Source organism: Pseudomonas sp. FG29 (assembly GCF_057809355.1).
Genome location: NZ_JBMDJU010000001.1, coordinates 288,743 through 309,329 on the forward strand (window position 1 = coordinate 288,743; position 20,587 = coordinate 309,329).

20 protein-coding genes are annotated in these 20,587 nt (G+C 63.9%); 11 read left to right on the forward strand and 9 right to left on the reverse strand.

Going from position 1 to position 20,587, the window contains the following annotated elements; genetic code table 11:
• Window positions 1–139: 139 nt before the first annotated feature.
• A complete protein-coding gene (gene dsdA / locus ACODS1_RS01450) occupies window positions 140–1,495 on the forward strand; it encodes a D-serine ammonia-lyase (protein ID WP_489084244.1) in 1,356 nt (451 codons plus the stop codon).
• Between the two features lie 67 nt (window positions 1,496–1,562).
• On the opposite strand, the gene ACODS1_RS01455 is transcribed toward dsdA, so the two are convergent.
• Window positions 1,563–3,086 carry a fumarate hydratase gene (locus ACODS1_RS01455; protein WP_322981693.1) on the reverse strand — a complete coding sequence of 508 codons (1,524 nt, stop codon included), beginning with the start codon at window positions 3,084–3,086 and terminating at the stop codon, window positions 1,563–1,565.
• Between the two features lie 274 nt (window positions 3,087–3,360).
• On the opposite strand from ACODS1_RS01455, the gene ACODS1_RS01460 reads away from it, so the two are divergent.
• From ACODS1_RS01460 to ACODS1_RS01475, 4 genes are read left to right on the forward strand one after another with little or no spacing between them, the layout of a single operon-like run.
• Window positions 3,361–4,488 carry a GGDEF domain-containing protein gene (locus ACODS1_RS01460; protein ID WP_322981694.1) on the forward strand — a complete coding sequence of 376 codons (1,128 nt, stop codon included), beginning with the start codon at window positions 3,361–3,363 and terminating at the stop codon, window positions 4,486–4,488.
• Window positions 4,481–5,416: an iron-sulfur-binding ferredoxin reductase gene (locus tag ACODS1_RS01465; RefSeq protein WP_489084245.1), complete on the forward strand. Its 936-nt coding sequence runs from the start codon at window positions 4,481–4,483 to the stop codon at window positions 5,414–5,416. Before ACODS1_RS01460 ends, ACODS1_RS01465 begins: the two co-directional genes overlap by 8 nt.
• A gap of 31 nt (window positions 5,417–5,447) precedes the next feature.
• Window positions 5,448–6,221, forward strand: coding sequence for an enoyl-CoA hydratase (locus tag ACODS1_RS01470; RefSeq protein ID WP_489084246.1), 774 nt, complete (start codon window positions 5,448–5,450; stop codon window positions 6,219–6,221).
• The gene (locus ACODS1_RS01475) at window positions 6,221–6,424 is read left to right on the forward strand and encodes a hypothetical protein (RefSeq protein WP_489084247.1); all 204 of its coding nucleotides are present in this window, start codon (window positions 6,221–6,223) and stop codon (window positions 6,422–6,424) included. The genes ACODS1_RS01470 and ACODS1_RS01475 overlap by 1 nt, the downstream gene beginning before the upstream one ends.
• A 54-nt stretch (window positions 6,425–6,478) precedes the next feature.
• On the opposite strand, the gene pyk is transcribed toward ACODS1_RS01475, so the two are convergent.
• From pyk to ACODS1_RS01490, 3 genes are all read right to left on the reverse strand, one after another.
• A complete protein-coding gene (gene pyk, locus ACODS1_RS01480) occupies window positions 6,479–7,930 on the reverse strand; it encodes a pyruvate kinase (RefSeq protein WP_322981698.1) in 1,452 nt (483 codons plus the stop codon).
• A gap of 71 nt (window positions 7,931–8,001) precedes the next feature.
• The gene (locus ACODS1_RS01485; RefSeq protein ID WP_489084248.1) at window positions 8,002–8,910 is read right to left on the reverse strand and encodes a universal stress protein; all 909 of its coding nucleotides are present in this window, start codon (window positions 8,908–8,910) and stop codon (window positions 8,002–8,004) included.
• A 67-nt stretch (window positions 8,911–8,977) separates the two neighbouring features.
• Window positions 8,978–9,784: a tetratricopeptide repeat protein gene (locus ACODS1_RS01490; protein ID WP_489084249.1), complete on the reverse strand. Its 807-nt coding sequence runs from the start codon at window positions 9,782–9,784 to the stop codon at window positions 8,978–8,980.
• Between the two features lie 150 nt (window positions 9,785–9,934).
• Between ACODS1_RS01490 and ACODS1_RS01495 the strand changes: the two genes are divergently transcribed.
• From ACODS1_RS01495 to ACODS1_RS01505, 3 genes are all read left to right on the forward strand, one after another.
• Complete coding sequence (locus tag ACODS1_RS01495; RefSeq protein WP_322981701.1) at window positions 9,935–10,309, forward strand: tetratricopeptide repeat protein; 375 nt, start codon at window positions 9,935–9,937, stop codon at window positions 10,307–10,309.
• A 73-nt stretch (window positions 10,310–10,382) separates the two neighbouring features.
• Window positions 10,383–10,805 carry a DUF4124 domain-containing protein gene (locus ACODS1_RS01500; RefSeq protein WP_489084250.1) on the forward strand — a complete coding sequence of 141 codons (423 nt, stop codon included), beginning with the start codon at window positions 10,383–10,385 and terminating at the stop codon, window positions 10,803–10,805.
• Between the two features lie 58 nt (window positions 10,806–10,863).
• Complete coding sequence (locus ACODS1_RS01505) at window positions 10,864–11,220, forward strand: PilZ domain-containing protein (protein ID WP_489084251.1); 357 nt, start codon at window positions 10,864–10,866, stop codon at window positions 11,218–11,220.
• Window positions 11,221–11,222: 2 nt separating this feature from the next.
• Here ACODS1_RS01505 and ACODS1_RS01510 read toward each other — a convergent pair whose 3' ends face one another.
• Window positions 11,223–12,026, reverse strand: a complete 804-nt coding sequence (locus ACODS1_RS01510) for a SirB1 family protein (protein WP_489084252.1) — start codon at window positions 12,024–12,026, stop codon at window positions 11,223–11,225.
• Between the two features lie 106 nt (window positions 12,027–12,132).
• Between ACODS1_RS01510 and ACODS1_RS01515 the strand changes: the two genes are divergently transcribed.
• Window positions 12,133–13,155, forward strand: a complete 1,023-nt coding sequence (locus ACODS1_RS01515; RefSeq protein WP_489084253.1) for a Leu/Phe/Val dehydrogenase — start codon at window positions 12,133–12,135, stop codon at window positions 13,153–13,155.
• A 191-nt stretch (window positions 13,156–13,346) separates the two neighbouring features.
• On the opposite strand, the gene ACODS1_RS01520 is transcribed toward ACODS1_RS01515, so the two are convergent.
• Both ACODS1_RS01520 and ACODS1_RS01525 read right to left on the reverse strand, forming a co-directional pair.
• A complete protein-coding gene (locus ACODS1_RS01520) occupies window positions 13,347–13,604 on the reverse strand; it encodes a YebG family protein (RefSeq protein WP_322981706.1) in 258 nt (85 codons plus the stop codon).
• A gap of 109 nt (window positions 13,605–13,713) precedes the next feature.
• Window positions 13,714–14,679 carry an MBL fold metallo-hydrolase gene (locus ACODS1_RS01525; RefSeq protein ID WP_489084254.1) on the reverse strand — a complete coding sequence of 322 codons (966 nt, stop codon included), beginning with the start codon at window positions 14,677–14,679 and terminating at the stop codon, window positions 13,714–13,716.
• Window positions 14,680–14,907: 228 nt separating this feature from the next.
• On the opposite strand from ACODS1_RS01525, the gene ACODS1_RS01530 reads away from it, so the two are divergent.
• Window positions 14,908–16,080 carry a diguanylate cyclase domain-containing protein gene (locus ACODS1_RS01530; protein WP_489084255.1) on the forward strand — a complete coding sequence of 391 codons (1,173 nt, stop codon included), beginning with the start codon at window positions 14,908–14,910 and terminating at the stop codon, window positions 16,078–16,080.
• A gap of 123 nt (window positions 16,081–16,203) precedes the next feature.
• Window positions 16,204–16,698 (forward strand): phosphate-starvation-inducible protein PsiE, encoded by a 495-nt coding sequence (locus ACODS1_RS01535; RefSeq protein WP_322981709.1) that lies wholly within the window; start codon window positions 16,204–16,206, stop codon window positions 16,696–16,698.
• 88 nt (window positions 16,699–16,786) lie between these two features.
• On the opposite strand, the gene ACODS1_RS01540 is transcribed toward ACODS1_RS01535, so the two are convergent.
• On the reverse strand, window positions 16,787–19,417 hold the full coding sequence (locus tag ACODS1_RS01540; RefSeq protein WP_489084256.1) for a DEAD/DEAH box helicase: 2,631 nt from the start codon (window positions 19,415–19,417) through the stop codon (window positions 16,787–16,789).
• Between the two features lie 121 nt (window positions 19,418–19,538).
• Window positions 19,539–20,411, reverse strand: coding sequence for a helix-turn-helix domain-containing protein (locus tag ACODS1_RS01545; protein ID WP_489084257.1), 873 nt, complete (start codon window positions 20,409–20,411; stop codon window positions 19,539–19,541).
• Between the last annotated feature and the right edge of the window lie 176 nt (window positions 20,412–20,587).

Sequence of the window (20,587 nt, forward strand, 5' to 3'; positions counted from 1 at the left end):
TATCGTTCCGCTGACGGCTATGGCCGCCATACGCCCGGTTGGTGCGCCATTTTCTGCAGTGGGCAAGCATCCTTTGCCAGGTGGCGCAGAGGGTCGTCTAATGGGCGCTGCCCCAATGCCTGCAATCAGGAGTACTGCAATGATCCTTGGCAAGCCGCTCGCCGCCTGGCGCGCGGAATACCCGCTGCTCGACCAGCTGATCGCCCTGCGCGAAACCAGTTGGTTCAATCCTGCCGTGACATCTGCTGCAGAGGCCCTTGTCGATGTCGGCCTGAGTGCTGCTGACGTGGTCGAGGCCAGTGCGCGCCTGGAGCGCTTCGCACCTTATCTCGCGCGGGTATTTCCGCAGACCGCCGCCAGCGCCGGCATCATCGAGTCGGACATCCTGCCTCTGCCGCAGATGCAGACCTTGCTGAGTGCAGAGCTTCAGGGCGAAGGCGAGATTGGCGCGCTATGGCTCAAGCGTGACAGCCACCTGCCCATCTCCGGTTCGATCAAGGCCCGTGGCGGCATCTACGAGGTGCTCAAGCATGCCGAGGATCTGGCGCTGGCCGCCGGCCTGCTCAGCCTCGATGACGATTACGCCTGCCTCGATAGCGATGCGATGCGCGCTTTCTTCGGGGGCTATCAGGTGGCGGTCGGCTCCACCGGCAATCTCGGCCTGTCCATCGGCATCATCAGTGCACGTCTGGGCTTTCAGGCCACGGTGCATATGTCCGCCGATGCGCGTCAGTGGAAGAAGGACAAGCTGCGTGCCCATGGCGTGACCGTGGTCGAATACGCCAGCGATTACAGCGTTGCGGTGGAGCAGGGGCGGCGCCAGGCTGAAGGCGATCCGCGCTGCCACTTCGTCGATGACGAGAACTCCAGGCACCTGTTCCTCGGCTACGCGGTGGCCGGCGAACGCCTCAAGCAGCAACTGGCTGCGGCCAAGGTCGTGGTCGATGCCGAGCATCCACTATTCGTCTATCTGCCCTGTGGTGTCGGCGGTGGGCCGGGTGGAGTGGCCTTCGGCCTGAAGCTGGCATTTGGCGATGCGGTGCATTGCCTGTTCGCCGAGCCGACGCATTCGCCGTGCATGCTGCTTGGCGTGCACACCGGCCGACATGAAGAACTGGCGGTGCAGGATTTCGGCATCGACAACCGCACCGCAGCCGATGGCCTGGCGGTCGGCCGCCCATCCGGCTTTGTCGGCCGGGCCATGCAGCGCCTGATCGATGGCTACTACACGGTCAGCGACGAGCAGATGTTCCGCTACCTGGCGCTGCTGGAACAGGCCGAAGGCCAGCGCCTGGAGCCTTCGGCCCTGGCCGGCATGCCGGGGGTGCTGCGTGTGCTGGCCGAGCAGCAGGGCTACCGCCAGCGCCTGGGCCTGACGCCACAGCGTATGGCGCAAGCGACTCATCTGGTCTGGGCCACTGGCGGCAGCATGGTGCCGGAGGTGGAGATGGAGCGTTACCTGGCGCGTGGCCGACAGTTGCTGCTGGACGCCTGAAAACGCAGAAGCCCGGCACTTGGCCGGGCTTCTGCTTGCAGTGTGAAGCTTATCGCTTGCGACTGTCTTACTTCACTTCTACCGCCAGGCTTTCGGCGATCTTCTTGCTCCAGATCGCCGGGCCGGTGTTGTGCACCGACTCGCCTTTGGTATCGACCGCGACGGTCACCGGCATGTCCTTGACCTCGAATTCGTAGATCGCTTCCATGCCCAGCTCGGGGAAGGCGATGGTCTTCGAGGCCTTGATCGCCTGGGCCACCAGGTAGGCGGCGCCGCCGACGGCCATCAGGTACACGGCCTTGTTGTCCTTGATCGCTTCGATGGCGATGGGACCACGTTCGGACTTGCCGATCATGCCCAGCAGGCCGGTACTTTCCAGGATCTGGCGGGTGAACTTGTCCATGCGCGTGGCAGTGGTCGGGCCGGCTGGGCCGACCACTTCGTCACCGACCGGATCGACCGGGCCGACGTAGTAGATGAAGCGGCCTTTCAGATCCACCGGCAGCTCTTCGCCCTTGTTCAGCATGTCGACCATGCGCTTGTGCGCAGCGTCGCGGCCGGTGAGCATCTTGCCGTTGAGCAGGACGGTCTCGCCCGGCTTCCAGCTCTGCACTTCTTCCGGGGTGATGGTGTCGAGGTTGACGCGGCGCGCGCTCGGGCCGGCTTCCCAGACGATTTCCGGGTAGGCGTCCAGATCCGGCGCTTCCAGCGAGGCCGGGCCGGAGCCGTCGAGCACGAAGTGAGCGTGACGGGTGGCGGCGCAGTTCGGGATCATGCACACCGGCAGGGAGGCGGCGTGGGTCGGGTAATCCATGATCTTCACGTCGAGCACGGTGGTCAGGCCGCCCAGGCCCTGGGCGCCGATGCCCAGCTGGTTGACCTTCTCGAACAGCTCCAGGCGCAGTTCCTCGATGCGGTTCTGCGGGCCGCGGGCTTTCAGCTCGTGAATGTCGATGTGCTCCATGAGCACTTCCTTGGCCATTACCGCAGCCTTCTCGGCGGTGCCGCCGATGCCGATGCCGAGCATGCCCGGCGGGCACCAGCCGGCGCCCATGGTCGGCACGGTCTTGAGTACCCAGTCGACGATGGAGTCGGACGGGTTGAGCATGGCCATCTTCGACTTGTTCTCGGAGCCGCCGCCCTTGGCCGCGACATCCACTTCCACCTTGTCACCGGGGACGATGGAGTAGTGGATCACGGCCGGGGTGTTGTCCTTGGTGTTCTTGCGGGCACCGGCCGGGTCGGCCAGGATCGAGGCGCGCAGCACGTTCTCGGGCAGGTTGTAGGCGCGACGCACGCCCTCGTTGATCATGTCGTCGACGCTCATGGTGGCGCCGTCCCAGCGCACGTCCATACCGACCTTGACGAATACGGTGACGATGCCGGTGTCCTGGCAGATCGGGCGGTGGCCGGTGGCACACATGCGCGAGTTGATCAGGATCTGCGCCATGGAGTCCTTGGCGGCCGGCGACTCTTCCTTCAGGTAGGCCTCGTGCATGGCCTGGATGAAGTCGACGGGGTGGTAATAGGAGATGAACTGCAGGGCGTCAGCGACGCTCTGAATCAGGTCGTCCTGCTTGATCACGGTCATTGGGGCGCTCCTCTGTCAGGGAACATCTATAAGGAAGCGCCGAATCATGACCCGGCGCAACGGCGTAAAAAGGTCGGGGAAATCGTCCCGCGACGGCCTGGACAATGGCTGCCGGCAATGGCGGGCCACGAAAAAGGCGCGGCAGTATAACGCGCCGGGGTTGAGGGGCACAGCAGTCGAGGTTGAAGAAGGGCTGGCCCTGGCTGAGTTGTAACTAGGATTTTTCTGAGGAGGCCTGTAGAGTACGGCCAGATGCCAGTATGGGACGGAGCCCATGAGCTCGATCAGCCGCCGCGCCTCGCAACGCAGCTTGCAGAAACTATTGCTCAAACGCTTCGCCATGGCAGTTACGACCTACGCGATGATGGCGCTTGTCTGCTGGTTCGCCATCTTCAATGGTCTGTTCATCGGTACGGTCAGTACCGCCGGCTGGCTCACCCTGGGCGTGTTCGCCAGCCAGTTGGTATTCCTCTGGCTGTTTCTCTCCGGCCGCAATCTCCGTTGCGCCGACCCTAGCCTGACCGAAGCCCAGGTGCTGGTAGCACTGGCCTGGCAGCCCCCGGTGCTGGCGCTGTTCGACAGCGCGCGCGGGGTGATGATGGTCTTCTACGTACTGATCCTGCTGTTCGGCGTATTCCAGCTGCGCCCGCCTGTGTTCGTGCGCTGCGCGGCCTTCGCTTTCCTCGGTTTTGCCGCGATGGTGCTGCTCGAGGCCTATCGCATGCAGTTGGTCGACCCAAGCATGGCCTGGTTGCAGGTGTGGGTGCTGTTCATTCTGCTGGTCTGGTTGTGTCTGTTTTCCAGTTATGTGCAGGCGATGCGCAAGCGCATGCGTCAGCGCCGTTTCGCCCTGCAGGCGCATCAGGACACGCTGCGCGGCATGATGCGCCAGCTCGAGGATCTGGTCGCCACCGACGAGTTGACCGGCCTGTTCAATCGCCGTCATTTCCTGCGTCTGGCGGGGCGCGAGTTGCAGGCGATGCATGCAGGGCAGCGGCACGGCCTGGCGCTGATCGACCTCGATCATTTCAAGCGTATCAACGACCGCTACGGCCATGCTGCCGGTGACCGCGTGCTGCAAACCTTTGCCTCCGTGGCGCGTTCCTGTCTACGTGACGGCGACACCATTGCCCGTTATGGCGGTGAGGAGTTCGTGCTGCTGCTGCCCAATACCGATGCTGATCAGTTCAGCAGTTGCTGCGAGCGCCTACGAGAAACCTTCAGTCGGGCTGAACCGGTGGGCGTAAAGGTGGATAATCTCAGCCTTTCCGTGGGCATGACCCTGCTCTGTGCCGGAGACGACCTCGACGAGGCGCTGCACCGCGCCGATCAGGCGCTCTACCAGGCCAAGCGCAGCGGTCGTAACCGTTGTGAAGCCACCTGGGATGAGGCTGATGCCTGAACTGCGCGTAGGTGACCGAAGCTTTCAGGTCACTGCACAAAGCAACCTGCTCGATGCCCTGTTGGGCAATGGCGTGAGCGTGCCGTACAGCTGTCGCTCCGGCAGTTGTCATGCTTGCCTGGTGCGCTGCCTGCGTGGCGAGCCGCAGGATCGTTTGCCTGAAGCGCTGCCGGCGGAACGCCGCGCCGAGGGTTGGCGTCTGGCCTGTCAGTGCCAGGTGCTCGACGATCTGCAGGTGGAGCCCTTCGATCCGCAACGTGATGGCCTGCCCGCCGAGGTGCTAAGTGCCGACTGGCTCAGCCCACGGGTATTGCGTCTGCGCCTGCAGCCGAGCCGTCCCTTGCGTTATCGACCCGGCCAGCACCTGGTTCTGTGGTGTGGCGAAGTGGCGCGGCCCTATTCATTGGCCAGCGTGCCGGCGGAGGATACCTGGCTGGAGTTTCATATCGATTGCGGCCATAGCGGAGCCTTCGCCGATGCAGCTCGGGCATTGGCAGTGGGCGATACGCTGCGTCTGGGCGAGCTGCGTGGCGGCGCCTTGCATTATGACCCCGACTGGCAGGCCCGACCGCTCTGGTTGCTGGCCGCAGGTACCGGCCTGGCGCCGCTGTTCGGCGTGCTGCGTGAAGCCCTGCGCCAGGAGCATGCAGCGCCCATTCGCCTGCTGCATGTCGCTGCGGAGCCGGCCGAGCATTACCTGGCCGAGCCCTTGCAGACGTTGGCTACAGCTTATCCGCAGTTGCAGGTCGAACAGGTGACGGCGGCGCAGTTGCCGGCTGCTTTGGCTGAACTGCGCCTTGTTTCGCGGCAGACCCTCGCCTTACTCTGCGGCCATCCCACGACGGTCGAGAGCTTCGCGCGGCGCCTCTACATGGCCGGTTTGCCGCGCGGCCAGATGCTCGCTGACGCCTTTCTGACCCGCGCCTAGGTCGTCTGCCGATGGCGCTGCGGAGTGCCTGATGAGCCAATACCTGTCTATCGAGCGTGACGCCGGCCTGCTGACCCTGTGCATGCAGCGTCCGGACAAGAAGAACGCGCTGACCCGCGCCATGTACGCCGGCATGGCCGAGGTGCTGGATGAGGCTGCGCGCGACTCCAGCGTGCGCGTGGTATTGCTGACCGGCGGCGAGCATTGCTTCACCAGTGGCAACGATGTCAGCGATTTCCTGCAGGCGCCGCCCAGCGGGCTGAACAGTGAAGTATTCCAGTTCATGCGCGCACTGTTCGACTTTCCCAAGCCGGTCGTGGCGGCGGTGGCGGGCCCCGCAGTCGGCATCGGCACCACCTTGCTGCTGCATTGCGATCTGGTCTACGTCAGCCGTGATGCGCAATTGAAGATGCCTTTCATCAACCTCGGCCTGTGCCCGGAGTACGGTTCCAGTCTGATTCTGCCGCGCATGCTCGGGCACGTCCGGGCAGCCGAGTTGTTGTTGCTCGGACAGAGCTTCAGTGGCGAGCAGGCGGCGGCCTGGGGCATCGCCAACCAGGCGCTCGACGATGGCGCCGCGACACTTGGCAAGGCCCGCGAGATGGCGCGGCGGTTTCTCCAGTTGGCGCCATCGGCGCTCGCCGACAGCAAGCGCCTGATGCGTGCACCGGATCGCGAGCAACTGCGGCAGGTGATCGAGGAGGAGGGTGCCTTGTTCGGTCAACGCCTGCGCTCACCGGAGGCCATCGAGGCGTTGACGGCCTTCATGCAACGGCGCCCGGCGGATTTCACGAGGTTCGCCTGATGGACGCTGCCGTGCTGCTCTGGGGCTTGCTGTTCGGCAGCATCGGCCTGGGCTTCGTCATCTACGGGCGACGCCAGAGCAAGCCCGTGCCGTTTCTCTGTGGACTGGGGCTGATGGGGTTGCCCTACTTGGTCGATGGCACCTTGTGGTTGGTACTGGGCGGCTTGGCGCTGATCGGCATTGCCTATTTCGTGCGTACCTGAGCCCCAGAAACGAAGAGGCCGCTCGGTGAGCGGCCTCTTGCATTCACGCCTGGATCACACCATCGGATCGCCGACGTGCAGGATCTTCATGGTGTTGGTGCCGCCGGTGCCGTGGTAGCTGTCGCCCTTGGTCAGGATGACCCAGTCACCCGGCTCGACCACGCCACGCTTGAGCAACTCGTCCACCGCGGCCTGGCTGACCTTGTTCGCCGGCAGCGAGGCCGGGTCGAACGGCACGGTGTAGACGCCACGGAACAGCGCTACGCGGGCCTGGGCTTCGCGGTGCGGGGTGAAGGCGAAGATCGGGATCGACGAGCGGATGCGCGACATAATCAGCGGGCTGTAGCCACTTTCGGTCAGGCTGATGATGGCCTTGACGCCCGGGAAGTGGTTGGCGGTGTACATGGTGGCCAGGGCGATGCTTTCGTCGCAGCGCTCGAAGGTGCGACCCAGACGGTGGCTGGACTGCTTGCTGGTCGGGTGCTTCTCGGCGCCCAGGCATACGCGGGCCATGGCCTGCACGGCTTCGACCGGGTATTCACCGGCGGCGCTCTCGGCCGACAGCATCACCGCATCGGTGTAGTCCAGCGCGGCGTTGGCCACGTCGGACACTTCGGCGCGGGTTGGCATCGGGCTGTGGATCATCGACTCCATCATCTGGGTCGCGGTGATCACGGCTTTGTTCAGGCGACGGGCGTGAGCGATGATTTTCTTCTGGATGCCGACCAGCTCGGCATCGCCGATTTCCACGGCCAGGTCACCACGGGCGACCATTACTGCGTCACTGGCGCGGATCAGGCCGTCGAGGGCTTCGTCATCGGCCACAGCTTCGGCGCGTTCGATCTTGGCCACCAGCCAGGCGGTACCGCCGGCTTCGGTGAGCAGGCGACGGGCGTAGTCCATGTCGGCGGCGTCGCGCGGGAAGGACACCGCCAGGTAGTCCAGATCCATCTCGGCGGCGACCTTGATGTCGGCCTTGTCTTTCTCGGTCAGGGCCGGTGCGGTCAGGCCACCGCCACGGCGGTTGATGCCTTTGTTGTCCGACAGCGGGCCGCCGATCAGTACGCGGCAGTGCAGCTCGTCGGCGCCCTTGAGTTCGACGCGCATGACCACGCGGCCATCGTCGAGCAGCAGCTCGTCACCGACGTCGCAATCCTGGATCAGCGCCGGGTAGTCGATGCCGACCACGTCCTGGGTGCCTGCGGTGCGCGAGTGGCTGGAGGAAAGGCGGAACAGGTCGCCATCCTTGAGTTCGATGCGCTTGTTCTCGAACTTGGCGATACGGATTTTCGGGCCTTGCAGGTCGCCGAGCAGGGCGACATGACGGCCATGCTTGGCAGCCAGTTCACGAACCAGAGCGGCACGCGCCTTGTGATCGTCGGGCGTGCCGTGGGAGAAGTTCAGACGGGCCACGTCCAGGCCGGCGAGGATCAGTTGTTCCAGCACTTCCGGCGAGCTGCTGGCTGGGCCCAGGGTGGCGACGATTTTGGTGCGGCGAAAGGTCATGCACGAACTCCCTAGTGGACTATGCCTGGGAGGCTACTACGGCCTTTCGCTGTAGTCATTGTTCCTGTGCACTACCCTTTGTCGTCCGCTTTGAGCACCAGCAGGTCGCACTCCACGTGCTCCAGCACCCGTTCGGCGGTATGGCCGATCAGCAGGCTGTCCAGTTGGCCGCGGGCGATGGCGCCCATCACCAGCAGATCGATATTGTGCTTGTGCACGAAATGCGGGATGGCGTCTTCGGCGAAACCGTCGAGCAGGTGGGCGCGTTCGGCGGCGATCGGATACTGGCCGATCAGGGTGTCGAAGGCCTGGCGATGCGCCTGAGCGCTGCGCGTCACGTAGTCGTCATACGCCTGGGCTACCTCGGCATCGAACAGCAGCGAATGCGGCATTGGCGCCAGGGCATGCACGTAATCGCCCTGCAGGCCGAGTTGCATCTGCAATGCCTGGCTTTCGCGGATCAGCTTGTGGTCGAGTGCGGCCGGTTTGTCGGCGCTGTGCAGCGGGTCGAGCGCGGTACACATGCGCTGCCCACGCCAGTGCATGTCGTGCACCAGCCACAGCGGCATCGGGCAGTGGCGAATCAGTTGCCAGCAGGTGTCGCTGAACAGCAGGCGACGCAGCATGCCTCCGGGGTGGGCGGACTTGAGCAGCAGGTCGACCTGAAGCTCGGCGGCTCGGGCGAGAATGGTCTCATGACGGTGCTTGTGCCAGCGCACCTCCACGTCGATCTGCAGCCCCTCGTCGATAAATTCGGCGACGCTGGCGTGCAGGCTGTCCTGGCGTTGTTGCAGCAGCGCTTCGCGGGCGCGTTTGAGCATGTGCCCGTCGAGCAGGCCGCTCTCGAGGCGCGGGTGGTAGTCCACCTGCAGCAGATGCAGGCGCACGCCGCTCTGGCGGGCCAGCCATAGCGCGCGTTGCAGGGCGGGTTGCTGATCCTGGTCGGGGTCGATGATCACCAGCAGGCGTTCGAGTTTCATGACGGGGCCTCGCCTTGGGGAGTTCCCGCATTACAGGTCAGCGCAGGCCAGCCGGCATTGATGTGGGTCAGCGTTGCCCCGGGTTCAGCGCCAGATCGAGGTGGCGAGCCGCTTTCGCGGCGAGTGCGCCGTTGGGGTATTGCGCCAGCAGGCGGCGTAGGTAGGCAATGGCCTTGTCGCGATCCGGCGTCGGGTTGTCGGGCGCCATGTGCATCAGTGCCAGTTGATACAGCGCCTTCTCCTTGATGTCGGCCGGTACATGCGGGTCGGCCAGGCCCAATTGGTAGAGCGTTTCGGCTTCGGCGACGCGGCCCTTGAGCACGGCGCGGCGCGACAGCAGGGTCATGTCCGGATCGAGGCTGGGTTGGTACAGATCGAGATTCTGGCTCGGCTGCCACTGCGCCAGGCGTTCGCGTGCGTTCTGCTGGATGGGCTGCGCGTCGCGCTGGCGCATCAGTGTGATGCGCTCCTCGGCGCGGCTGGCGGCGTGCGTGGCGGGAAACTCGTTGATCACCTGGTAGAAATAATTGCGTGCCCGGGTGTCATCACGCTGATCATTGAAGGCGTTCATGTAGATCAGGCCGATCTGGTACAGCGCGATGGCGCGCACCTCGCTGCTCAGGCGGGTGTCGCGGTAGCCCTCCAGGTAGAGGGCTTCGGCCTTGTCGCTGTGGGCATCGCGAATGGCCAGGGCGCTGTAGGTCAGCAGATCACCTTCCTCTTCGATGGCTGCCGCCATGCGCTTGGCCTTGAGCGCCTTGTATTCCACCACCTCGTTGGTGGTCAGTTGGGCGACGAACAATGGCGTGGTCGGCGCACAGGCGCTCAACAGCAAGGCGCCGAGGATAATGGGAAGCAGGCGGGTGAGCGGCATGCGGGCTCCTTGGCCGTAATCGACCGATGGCCCGCAGTCTAGTGTTAGCTGTTCAAGGTGCAAGGCGACGGCTGCACAACCCATCGGAGGTTTGTGGCTGTTCAGTTTTTCTCCGCGCTGTCGATACACTGCTCATTGGAGGATTTGCCCATGCGTACCCTGATCATTCTGGCCGTGGCCCTGGCTGCTACGGGTTGTTCCCGCGTTTCGCTCGATCACCACCTGAACAATGCCTATCGTGCCTATAACGAAGGTGATTGCGCCCAGGCTGCGCTGGAGCTTTCGCAGGCCGAGCGGCAGAGCCGCTCGCGCAGCTACGTGCAGCCGGAAATCTCCCTGTTGCGTGGCCAGTGTCTGGAGCGTGAAAGCCTGTTCGTCGACGCAGCGCAGACCTATCAGTTCATCATTACCCGCTACCCCGCCAGCGAGTACGCCTACCGTGCGCGGGCACGTCTGCAGACGCTGGAGCAGCTCGGCCACTACACGCCTGGTGCGCCGGCCAAACCCAGCCCGGCTCCGCTGTAAGTGGCGGGCTGTGCGTCTTTGCCGGTTCTGCGTGGCGGTATAAGCTGACGGCCTTCGTTCATGGAGGATGAACATGCGCCGTCTGCTGCTGATCGCGTCGTTACTGCCGGCTCTGGCAGGTGCGGAAATCTATCGCTGGACCGATGCGCAGGGGCAGGTGCATTTTGGCCAGCGCCCGGTCAATGGTGCCGAGCGGGTCGAGGTCAAACCGCAGGTGGTCGAGCGCGACGCCCACACCCGCGAACGTGAGGCACGCAGCGAGCGCTACTACCAGGCGCGTCAGGCCGAGCGCGAGCAAACCGCCGCCACGGCCGCCCAGCAGCGTCAGGAGCGCGACGGCGAATGTCGCGAGTTGCGCCAGCGCCTGGCGCAGTTGCCCGATGGCTATCGGTATTTCCGCGAGGGCGCCAACGGCGAACGAATCTACTACAGTGATGAAGAGCTCGACGCCGCTCGTCGCCAGGTGCGCGAACGGCTCGCCGAGCGGTGCTCCTGAGGCTGGTGTGGTGGCGGCCAGGGGCGCATACTCCAATCCCTTGTAGCGATATGCCACCATGCGTAGCCAACGTCGAATCGAGCGGCATCAACTGCCCTACTACCTGAAGGTGTTCAACCGCATCACCGACAAGCCGATGGGGTTCATCGGCAATGTTTCGGTGGATGGGCTGATGCTGATCAGTCAGTTACCCATGCTGGTCGGCGGTTGCTTCGACATGCGCCTGAAACTGCCGGGTCTGAGTGGCCCGCATTTCATCGACTTTTCCGCCAACTGCCAGTGGTGCCGCGAGGACGTCACGCCAGGCAGCTACGACTCAGGTTTTGCCCTGGTTGCACCGCCGGCGGATTACATCGAGATGATCGACGCGCTGCGCTACTACTTCAGCTTCCACACCCAATCAGCCTCGGCCTGATTTCAATGCAGTGCCGTTACCGCCTCCAGATTGCGCAGGCGTTGGCTCAGGTGCAGGCGTTGCCCGACTTCCTCGCATAGCAGCAGCGCATGCTGCAGGTCGTAGCGTTCGCCCTGCGGGCATTCCAGGCGGTGATAGATGTCGGCGCGAGCCAGGTGATCGGCCAGATTCGGCGGGCCCAGCTGCAGCACGCGCTCGGCATCCTTGAGCGCGGCCAGGTGGTCGTCCTGTTGCAGGTGCAGGTGACGCAGGTTGCGTGACAGACGCTGCAGCATGCTGCGGGCGTCGGCGCCTTGCAGATGCGTTGCGCTCAGTTCCACCGCCGGCCCCAGGTGATGCAGCAGCAGTTCGCGGCAGTCGCGCGTATACAGGCGTCGCCCGCCACAGGGATCGAGCAGGTGATCGGCGCCAGGCACGCGCAGGAGAAAGTGCCCGGGAAAGTTCACGCCCTGCAGCGGTATATCCAGACGTCTGGCTAGTTCCAGCGCGATCAAGGCCAGGGCCAGCGGCTGGCCGCGCCGCCAGCGCAGCACTTCGTGCAGCAGCGCGTGGCGAGGGCGTGTCGGGCCCTCGTCATTTTCGCGGTAGTCCAGTTCGCTGAGGCGTCGCAACAGCGGTTGCGCCAGCTCACGCCGTGGCAGTTCCGGCAGGCCGGCATCGATCTGTACCTGCAGGCCATGCAGATCGGCCAGCGCCTGAGCCGGTTGCAGGTGCGGGTCATGCTCGGCGGCAATCCACAGTGCCGCTTCGAAAAAGGCCGGCGGCTCGCGCTCCAGACACAGCAGACAGGCTTGACGTGGGCTCATCGCACAATCTCCGCTTGGTCTCTGGTTTGTAGCGCTTTGTCGGTCGGGCGTCCAGTTTCGGCCTGCGGCCTATACTGGGTGGACACGTTCAGACGGGGAGCCTGCCATGTTCGCTGCGATGGAAGCGGCCCGCCTCGAGGCCCTGCACCTGGTGCAGGATCCGGCCAGCGGTCTGCGTGCCGTGATCGCCATCCACAGCACCCGTCTGGGGCCGGCACTGGGTGGCTGCCGTTATCTGCAATATGGCGATGAACGCAGTGCCATCGAAGACGCCATCCGCCTGGCCAGGAGCATGAGCTACAAGGCGGCGCTGGCGGGCCTGGAGCAGGGTGGGGGCAAGGCGGTGATTCTGCGCGAGCCCCATGTGCAGAACCGGGCGGCGTTGTTCGAGGTATTCGGACGCTTCATCGAAACCCTGGGTGGCCGCTATATCACCGCCACCGACAGCGGCACCTCGAGCATCGACATGGATTGCATCGCCCGGCATACCCAGCACGTCACCAGCACCAGCGAGCAGGGCGATCCTTCGCCGCACACGGCCATGGGCGTATTCACCGGTATTCGCGCCACGGCCATGGCACGTCTGGGCAATGATGATCTGGATGGGCTGCGCGTCGCCATTCAGGGGCTGGGCAGCGTGGGGTTAGCGCTGGCCGAGGCACTGCATGCCGCAGGCGCCGAGCTGCTGGTCAGCGACCTCGATGGTGGTCGCGTGCAGCTCGCCGTCGAGCAATTGGGGGCGCATCCGGTGGCATGCGAGGCATTGCTCACCACGCCGTGCGACATCCTCGCGCCCTGTGGTCTGGGTGGCGTGCTCGACATGCAGACGGTTGCTCATTTGCGTTGTGCTGCCGTGGCGGGCGCGGCCAACAATCAATTGGCCAGCCCGGACGTGGCCGAGTCACTGGAGGCGCGCGGCATCCTCTACGCGCCGGACTACGTGATCAATGCCGGCGGCTTGATCCATGTCGCCTTGCGCCATTGTGGCGAACCGCCGAGTGCGGTCACGGCCCATCTGGCCCGCATCAGGCAGCGGCTGACGGAAATCTACGCTCATGCCCAGGCGGACAAACGTTCCCCCGCGCGCGTTGCCGACCAGTTGGCCGAGCGGCTGTTGTACGGCGCCTGAGCTACCCCATAAAAAGAAAGCCCCGCAGATCAGACTGTGTGAAAACTACTGCGCTCGGCCATGCTGCGTTAAAAAAAGGCTCAAAATGCTCATTTACAGCTCGTAAACTCCGCTTTTTCGCCGTTTTTTGCCTTGCCTGACCTTCGCTCGCTACGTTTTCACACGGTCTGAGATGCGGGGCCAAGGGGACATCATTCGGCGTTTTCGCCCAGCTCGTCGAGTGCGTCGGGCTGGTTCTTGAAGGCCTTGGCGAACACATCGCGATTCTTGGCCATGTAAATGCCCAGTTCTTCGCCTTGCTGCTCGCTCAGCGAGGGAACGGCCTTGTGCAGCACCTCGGTCAGCCGCTCGGCCAGCTCGAGCATCTTGTCGTAACGATCGGCTTCGGCCTTATCCATGAACAAATGCTCCGGATCGCGACTGCTGCGGTACACCACTTCGACGGCCATTCATCACCTCATCTGCCTTCATGCGTGTCAGTTGTTTGCTGTGTATTTATACAGTGTTCGAAGCATAAAGAACTCGCTGCTATTTGGCCAGCAGCGAGTGAGCCGATATTCACCGATCACTGCGCACCGGGCTGAACTCGACTGGTACCCAGGCGTAGCCCTGTGCTTCCTTGCGGACGTGACCGAGGCCGGGGAAGGGTAGGTGCGCGCCGGCAACCCAGAGTTTGTCCTGAGCCGCTTCGGCCAGCAGACGCTGGCGCGACTCACGCGCCTTGTCGCTGTCGACGTCGAACTCGATCACCACTTCCGGCTTGGCGAACTGCACGGCATGGTTGTGCACGATGTCGCCCCAGACCAGCAGGCGCTGCTCGCCCGACTTGAACAGGTAGGAGGTGTGCCCAGGCGTATGACCGATGCTGGATACCAGGTCGATACCGGGCAGCAACGTACCTTCGTTCTGGTACTGCTTGAGCTTGCCGGCCTTGATATAGGGCGCAACAGCGGTCTGGGCGAGCTTGAACATGCCCTGCATGCCTTCAGGCGCCTTGGCCATGTTCGCCTCGCTCAGCCAGAAGTCCGCTTCAGCCTTGGGAACCTCCACGGTGGCGTTGGGGTAGGCCGGGCTGCCGTCGGTTTTCAGCAGGCCGCAGGCGTGATCCGGATGCAGGTGGGTGAGCAGGACGGTATCCACCTGATCGGCCGTATAGCCGGATGCCTCTAGGTTGCGCTCTACCACGCCGAGGGTGGGGCCGAAGCATTGCGCGGCACCGGTGTCGACCAGCACGAGGTTGTTGCCGGTGTTGACCAGGTAGGCATTGACCGCGGTCTGCACGCCAGGGGTGGACTGCACGAACATACGCGCCAGCAGATCCTGCAGATCCTTGTCGCCAATGCCCTTGAGCAGAGTGCTGGGAAGGTCGACGTAACCGTCATAGAGCGCGGTGACCTCGAACTCACCGAGCATCATGCGGTAGTAGCCTGGCACCTGGGTTTTCTGTTGGGCCGGTGCCTGGGCATGGGCAGGCAGGCTGAACCAGGCGATCAGGGCAGCGGTACCGATCGATAGAAGTCGCATGTGTTGCTCCTTGGGCGAGTCAAAGACAGAAGTTTGCGCCGTGATGGCATATTTTGCGAGCCGGCAAATAAGTTGTGCTGTACAGGTTGTGTATATGTAGCGGCGGGCCCAGAATCCATCGGCAGATGCTGGTGCAAATCTCGTTTTGAGCCGTTATCTCATTGGCCGCTAGGGTGTCGTCAGAGCACTACCGAAAACCTTCGTTGACCCTTTTGGCGCGAGGTCTACATGTTCAACTCAATTGGTCGAGTCGAGCGCAAGCTGCTTGCGCTCGTGGCGCTGTTCTACCTCAGCCTGATGCTGCTGGTGGGTGCCATCTGGGGCAGTCAGACCAGCTTGTCGAATGGACGCTCTGTACAGGATTTGTATCGGTCGCTTTACCTGCTTTCCGAGCTGCTCTCCAGCCTGCAGGATGCCGAGATCGGTCAGCGCGGCTACCTGCTGAGCAATGATGAGCGCTACCTGGCGCCATACGAACGGGCAATCAAGCTGGTCGACGGTCAACTGGAGCAGTTGCTCGAAAACCCGGTGCTTGACTCCTACGCAGCGGATCTTGCCGCCATTACGCAGCTCAGTCGGCTCAAGCGCGACGAGTTGGCCGAAAGCATTGCGCGGCGTCGCCAGAACGGCAAAGGCTTTCCGGAGGGGCTGGAACCCAGGGGCAAGGTCTATATGGACGAACTGCGAGCACGCATTGCCCATATTCGCAGCGGCGTGAGCGCAGCCCTGCTCAAGCAGAAGCAGGATCTGGTCACGCGTTCGGCGCTGGCACTCTGGGGTGGCGGTGGCGGTGCCGTGCTCATGCTGGGGCTGCTGACGCTGCTGTTCGTCGACCTGCGCAAGGATTTGCGCGAGCGTGCCGAGTTGCTCCAGCGCCTGGCGTTCGAATCGCAGCACGACAGCCTGACGCACCTGCCCAACCGCCGTGCATTCAATGACACGCTCGATCAGGCGCTGGCGCTGGCGCGCCGTGGTGAGCGGCAGGTGGCGCTGCTCTACCTCGATCTGGATGGTTTCAAGCCGGTGAACGACCAGTTTGGGCATGCGACCGGCGATGCGCTGCTCAAGGCCGTGGTGGCGCGCTGGCAGACGGTGATACGCGAGGGAGAATTGTTGGCCCGGCTCGGTGGCGACGAATTCGCCGTGATTGCGGCAGGCGATGCCGAAGCCGTCGAGCGTTTGGCGGCACGTTTGATCGAGGTGCTCGATAGCGCCTTGCTGCCACAGCATCCGCAGGTGCGAGTCGGGGTCAGCGTGGGCCTGGCGCTCTATGCCGAGCACGGTGAGGACAGGCGCCGGCTGGTCGCGTCAGCCGACACTGCCATGTACCGCGCCAAGGAGGCCGGCAAGCATTGCTATGCCTGGCCTGAATCCCGCCCTCCGGTATTGGCCGTCGTGTGAGACTGTGTCTTGCGGTCATTTTCCTGCTTCATCCTGTAGTTGGTCTTTTTCCTGCATCCTCGTTTGGGGAGCGTTCATCCCGAGCGCTCAGGCGTCGATGCCGGTTTTGGGGAGAAGTACGGAATGAATTGGGCGGAACGTCTGCGCGAAGGGCTGCATGGCCTGGCCGAATCGCTGGGCAACCTGTTGATGGAGGCCTTCCATTACCTGGCGTTGTTCGCCATCGGTGCGATTACCGCTTGGGCGGGGGTGATGGCCTTCCTCGGCATGCTGGAGAAAGGCCACATCACGGTCGATGACATCCTGCTGCTGTTCATCTATCTCGAGCTGGCAGCGATGGTGGGGATCTATTTCAAGACCAACCACATGCCGATTCGCTTCATGATCTATGTCGCGATCACGGCGCTGACGCGTTTGCTGATCTCCGATATCTCCCACACCCACAAGCCGAGCTGGGGCGTGGTGATGGTCTCGGGCGCGATCCTGTTGCTGGCGCTGGCGATCCTGGTGGTGCGCTATGCCTCGTCGCGTTTCCCGGCCGTGGCAGCGCCCAATCCGCGCAGCAAACCGCGTAATCGCGAGGATGCCGAGGCCGAGCGCGACGATACGTCGGATTGAGGCGTAGGGTGAATGACGCTCTTTTCATCCACCGGGGCGGGCGTCACGGTGGATGAAAAGAGCGCGATCCACCCTACGAGGCGGGATGTCAGTCGAGCGGCGCGAACAGCGCTGCCAGATCGGTTTCATCCAGTTGCCATTGGCCCTGGCTGCCGCCTTCGAGTACGCCCTTGGCCAGGCTGGCCTTGGCCTGCTGCAGTTGCTGGATCTTTTCCTCGACGCTGCCACGGGCGATCAGCTTGTAGACGAATACCGGCTTGTCCTGGCCGATGCGGTAGGCGCGGTCGCTGGCCTGGGCTTCGGCGGCGGGGTTCCACCAGGGATCGAAGTGGATCACGGTGTCGGCGGCGGTCAGGTTGAGGCCGCTGCCGCCTGCCTTGAGGCTGATCAGGAACACCGGAAATTCTCCGGCCTGGAAGCGCTGCACCGGCGTGCGCCGATCCTGGGTGCTGCCGGTCAGTTTGGCGTAGCCGATGTCGCGCGCGAGCAGTTCCGCCTCGATCAGTGCCAGCATCGAGGTGAACTGCGAGAACAGCAGCACGCGGCGGCCTTCGGCGACCAATTCCTCGAGCATGTCCAGCAGCGCGCTGAGCTTGCCGGAGTCGCTGGCCTGCAGCGCTTGGTCAGCCTCGCCCAACAGGCGCAGGTCACAGCAGCTCTGGCGCAGGCGCAGCAGCGCTTCGAGGATGACGATGTGGCTGCGCGCCAGGCCCTGGCGGGCGATTTCGTCACGCACCTTCTGATCCATGGCCAGGCGCAGGGTCTCGTAACGGTCGCGTTGCAGCTGCGTCATCTCGACCCATTGGACGATCTCGGTCTTCGGTGGCAGTTCGCTGGCCACCTGTTCCTTGGTACGGCGCAGCAGGAACGGGCGGATACGTCCATTCAGGTGGTTCAGGCGCTGAGCGTCGCCACGTTTCTCGATGGGCGTGCGGTAGTCACGGGTGAAGGCCTTGGCGTCGCCCAGCCAGCCCGGCATGAGGAAATGGAACAACGACCAGAGTTCGCCCAGGTGGTTTTCCAGGGGCGTGCCGGTCAGGCACAGGCGCAGGTCGGTCTGCACCTGGGCGGCGGCAGTAGCCGCCTTGCTGCGCGGGTTCTTGATGTTCTGCGCTTCGTCGAGAATCAGCAGGCGATAACGCTGTTGATTCAGCGTCTTGAGGTCGCGCGGCAGCAGGGCGTAGGTGGTGAGGATCAGATCGTGCTCGGCGATTTCCTCGAACAGCGCCTTGCGCTTGCTGCCATGCAGGGCCAGTACGCGCAGGCTGGGCGTGAAGCGTGCGGCCTCGTCCTGCCAGTTGGGGATCAGGCTGGTGGGCATGACGATCAGCGCTGGCCTGTCGAGACGTCCGGCCTGTTTCTCGCAGAGGATGTGCGCCAGGGTCTGCAGCGTCTTGCCCAGGCCCATGTCGTCGGCAAGCACGCCGCCGACACGCAGTTCAGCCAGGGTCTGCATCCAGTTCAGACCTTGCAACTGATAGCTGCGCAATTCGGCCTGCAAGCCCTCGGGTGGAGCTATCTCGCGCACGGCCAGGTTCTGCAGGCGCTTGGCAAAACTGCGCAGTTCTTCGCCCCCTTGCCAGCTCAGTGCGGAACCATGCGCGAGTTCGCCCAGGCGCGCGGCATCGGCGCGGCCCAGGCGCAGCGGCAGATGGTCTTCGCCTGGGTCGCGGAAATACAGCTCGCCCAGGGTGGCCAGCAATGGCTTGAGGCGAGCGAAGGGCAGGGCGATGCGTTTGCCGCCGTGTGGCAGGTTGACCAGCAGGCGGTCTTCATCGGCGCGCTGGGCCAGCGCTTCGGGCGCCAGCAGCCAGGGCGTGCGGCGAATGGCCTGGAGCAGGATCGGCAGCAGGCTCAGGCGCTGGCCTTCGACTTCGATGCCCAGTTCCAGATCGAACCAGTTCTGCTGCGGATCTTCCTCGACCTCGGCGTACCAGCTGTCGACCTCGGCGAGGTTGTACTGGAAGTCGGGGCGCATGTGGATCTGCCAGCCTTCGGCGCGCAACTGCGGCAACTGCTGCTGGACGAAATTCAGCCAGTCGCGCTCGCGTTCCAGCTCGAATGGCTCGCCTGCTTCCGCCGGCAGTGCATCGCTCTGGCGCAAGGCTACCTGCAGGCCAAGGCTTTCCAGGCGCTTGCGCAGAGCGGCCTCGGCAGCGCCATCGCGGATCAGGCGCAGATTGGTTTCTGCATCCAGACGTTTGACCAGATCCTTGGCCGGTTTGCCGAAGACCTTGTGCCCTGCATAGTCGAAGGCCAGTGCGGCGCGGTGCTGGGTCTGCTCCTGCATGCGCCCCTTGCGCGCATCGAAATGCACGCGCACCTGGCTCCCCAGGCTGAGGATGGCCGTGGGCGCGATGCCCTCCAGACGCGTTTCCGCCAGTTCCTTGTCGGCCACGATGATGGTTGAGAGGTCGCTGCCGGCGCGTTGCTGGGCTTCCAGGGTGAGCAGGGCGGCGGCTACATGCTTGCAGTTGAAGCCCACCGGACAGGTGCAGTGACCGGTCACGCTCCATTTACGCCCGTAAGGGTGCAGGGTGATGCGTTGCTGGTAGGTCTCCCAGCCTGATCCGCGGCAATTGGCGAGCAGGCTGTTGTCCCTGAGGCTGAGCAGTTTGCTGCGCTTTTCTTCCGCGTAGGCGATGCCGCGGCGCAGGTCGCCGGCACCGAATTCGGAGCGCCAGTCGTCCTGGTGCAGGTGATGGATATCCAGGGTCATCGACGATGACTCGAGCGAGCAGTAGCGAGGCGCATGAAACAGCCGTTGATCGATGCAAAGCCGCAAATTCTCGCATAGCTGCACGGCGATTAGCAGGCGTGCCGACGAGATTGCAGCGATGCTAGATAAAGGCGTTACGGTACTGGCCGGGCGTGGCGCCGATGGCCTGGCGGAAACGATTGCTGAAGTGGCTGGCGCTGGCGAAACCACAGGCCAGGGCTACCTCGCCCAGCGCCAGTGTGCCGTGGCGCAGCAGATGGCAGGCCTGAGCCAGACGCCTGGCGAGTACGTAGCGGTGCGGCGGCAGGCCGAAGCTGATCTGGAACATGCGCGCGAAATGGTATTCCGAGAGGGCGCAGAGGCCGGCCAGCTCGCTCAGCGGCAGCGGTTCGGCCAGGTGCTGCTCGATATAGTCGCGCAACTGGCGACGTTGGTGTGGCGCCAGGCCGCCTTTCAGTTGCAGGCCCTGACGCAGGCCAACCTGGGTCAGCAGGGCGTGGTCGAGCAGGTCATGCGCCAGGCTGCTGGCCAACACGCGCTCGCTTGGCTCCTGCCAGTCGAGCGTGCACAACTGACGGAAACGAGTCGCCTGCTCGGCGTCCTCGAGGAAGGTGGCCTCTGTCAGTTGCAGGCTACGCGGTTCGCGGTCGAGCAAGGTGACGGCACCCAGGGCGAAACGCTCCTGTTCGATATAGAGGTGCGCCAGTTGCACCTCGCCATTGATGATCCAGGCCGACTCATGCCCGGCCGGCATGACGCACAGGCGATCCGGCGCGCCTTTGGCAAACGGCTGCTCACGGCGGAAGGTGCCGGTGCCACCGCTCAGGTAGCACGACAGGGTGTGATGGCTCGGGGCGACGTAATCGCGGGAGTCGTGGGCATTGCTCCAGCGCGCCAGCGCCAGGCCAGCGCCCAGATCGGCCCGCGCATGCAGGTGCGCATTGGGCGATTGGCTCATGCTGTGAAAGACCTGCAGATGTTCCAGTGGCGCCATCACATTCTCCGGTTGAGCGATGATGCTACGCTCACTGCACCGGCATGCCAGCCCCTTGGCCATAAAAAGCGCAAGTTCATGCAAGTGAATATTTTTCTGTCGCCCAGGCGCGGGATGTGCGCAGTCGCGGTATCTTGGCGGCCATTCGAACAATGTAACTGGCTGGATACCTGTCT

Bases quoted from the DNA above. Each gene is read 5' to 3' on its own strand.
- dsdA (WP_489084244.1), top strand. From the start codon at position 140: ATGATCCTTGGCAAGCCGCTCGCCGCCTGGCGCGCGGAATACCCGCTG.
- ACODS1_RS01455 (WP_322981693.1), bottom strand. From the start codon at position 3,086: ATGACCGTGATCAAGCAGGACGACCTGATTCAGAGCGTCGCTGACGCC.
- ACODS1_RS01460 (WP_322981694.1), top strand. From the start codon at position 3,361: ATGAGCTCGATCAGCCGCCGCGCCTCGCAACGCAGCTTGCAGAAACTA.
- ACODS1_RS01465 (WP_489084245.1), top strand. From the start codon at position 4,481: ATGCCTGAACTGCGCGTAGGTGACCGAAGCTTTCAGGTCACTGCACAA.
- ACODS1_RS01470 (WP_489084246.1), top strand. From the start codon at position 5,448: ATGAGCCAATACCTGTCTATCGAGCGTGACGCCGGCCTGCTGACCCTG.
- ACODS1_RS01475 (WP_489084247.1), top strand. From the start codon at position 6,221: ATGGACGCTGCCGTGCTGCTCTGGGGCTTGCTGTTCGGCAGCATCGGC.
- pyk (WP_322981698.1), bottom strand. From the start codon at position 7,930: ATGACCTTTCGCCGCACCAAAATCGTCGCCACCCTGGGCCCAGCCAGC.
- ACODS1_RS01485 (WP_489084248.1), bottom strand. From the start codon at position 8,910: ATGAAACTCGAACGCCTGCTGGTGATCATCGACCCCGACCAGGATCAG.
- ACODS1_RS01490 (WP_489084249.1), bottom strand. From the start codon at position 9,784: ATGCCGCTCACCCGCCTGCTTCCCATTATCCTCGGCGCCTTGCTGTTG.
- ACODS1_RS01495 (WP_322981701.1), top strand. From the start codon at position 9,935: ATGCGTACCCTGATCATTCTGGCCGTGGCCCTGGCTGCTACGGGTTGT.
- ACODS1_RS01500 (WP_489084250.1), top strand. From the start codon at position 10,383: ATGCGCCGTCTGCTGCTGATCGCGTCGTTACTGCCGGCTCTGGCAGGT.
- ACODS1_RS01505 (WP_489084251.1), top strand. From the start codon at position 10,864: ATGCGTAGCCAACGTCGAATCGAGCGGCATCAACTGCCCTACTACCTG.
- ACODS1_RS01510 (WP_489084252.1), bottom strand. From the start codon at position 12,026: ATGAGCCCACGTCAAGCCTGTCTGCTGTGTCTGGAGCGCGAGCCGCCG.
- ACODS1_RS01515 (WP_489084253.1), top strand. From the start codon at position 12,133: ATGTTCGCTGCGATGGAAGCGGCCCGCCTCGAGGCCCTGCACCTGGTG.
- ACODS1_RS01520 (WP_322981706.1), bottom strand. From the start codon at position 13,604: ATGGCCGTCGAAGTGGTGTACCGCAGCAGTCGCGATCCGGAGCATTTG.
- ACODS1_RS01525 (WP_489084254.1), bottom strand. From the start codon at position 14,679: ATGCGACTTCTATCGATCGGTACCGCTGCCCTGATCGCCTGGTTCAGC.
- ACODS1_RS01530 (WP_489084255.1), top strand. From the start codon at position 14,908: ATGTTCAACTCAATTGGTCGAGTCGAGCGCAAGCTGCTTGCGCTCGTG.
- ACODS1_RS01535 (WP_322981709.1), top strand. From the start codon at position 16,204: ATGAATTGGGCGGAACGTCTGCGCGAAGGGCTGCATGGCCTGGCCGAA.
- ACODS1_RS01540 (WP_489084256.1), bottom strand. From the start codon at position 19,417: ATGACCCTGGATATCCATCACCTGCACCAGGACGACTGGCGCTCCGAA.
- ACODS1_RS01545 (WP_489084257.1), bottom strand. From the start codon at position 20,411: ATGGCGCCACTGGAACATCTGCAGGTCTTTCACAGCATGAGCCAATCG.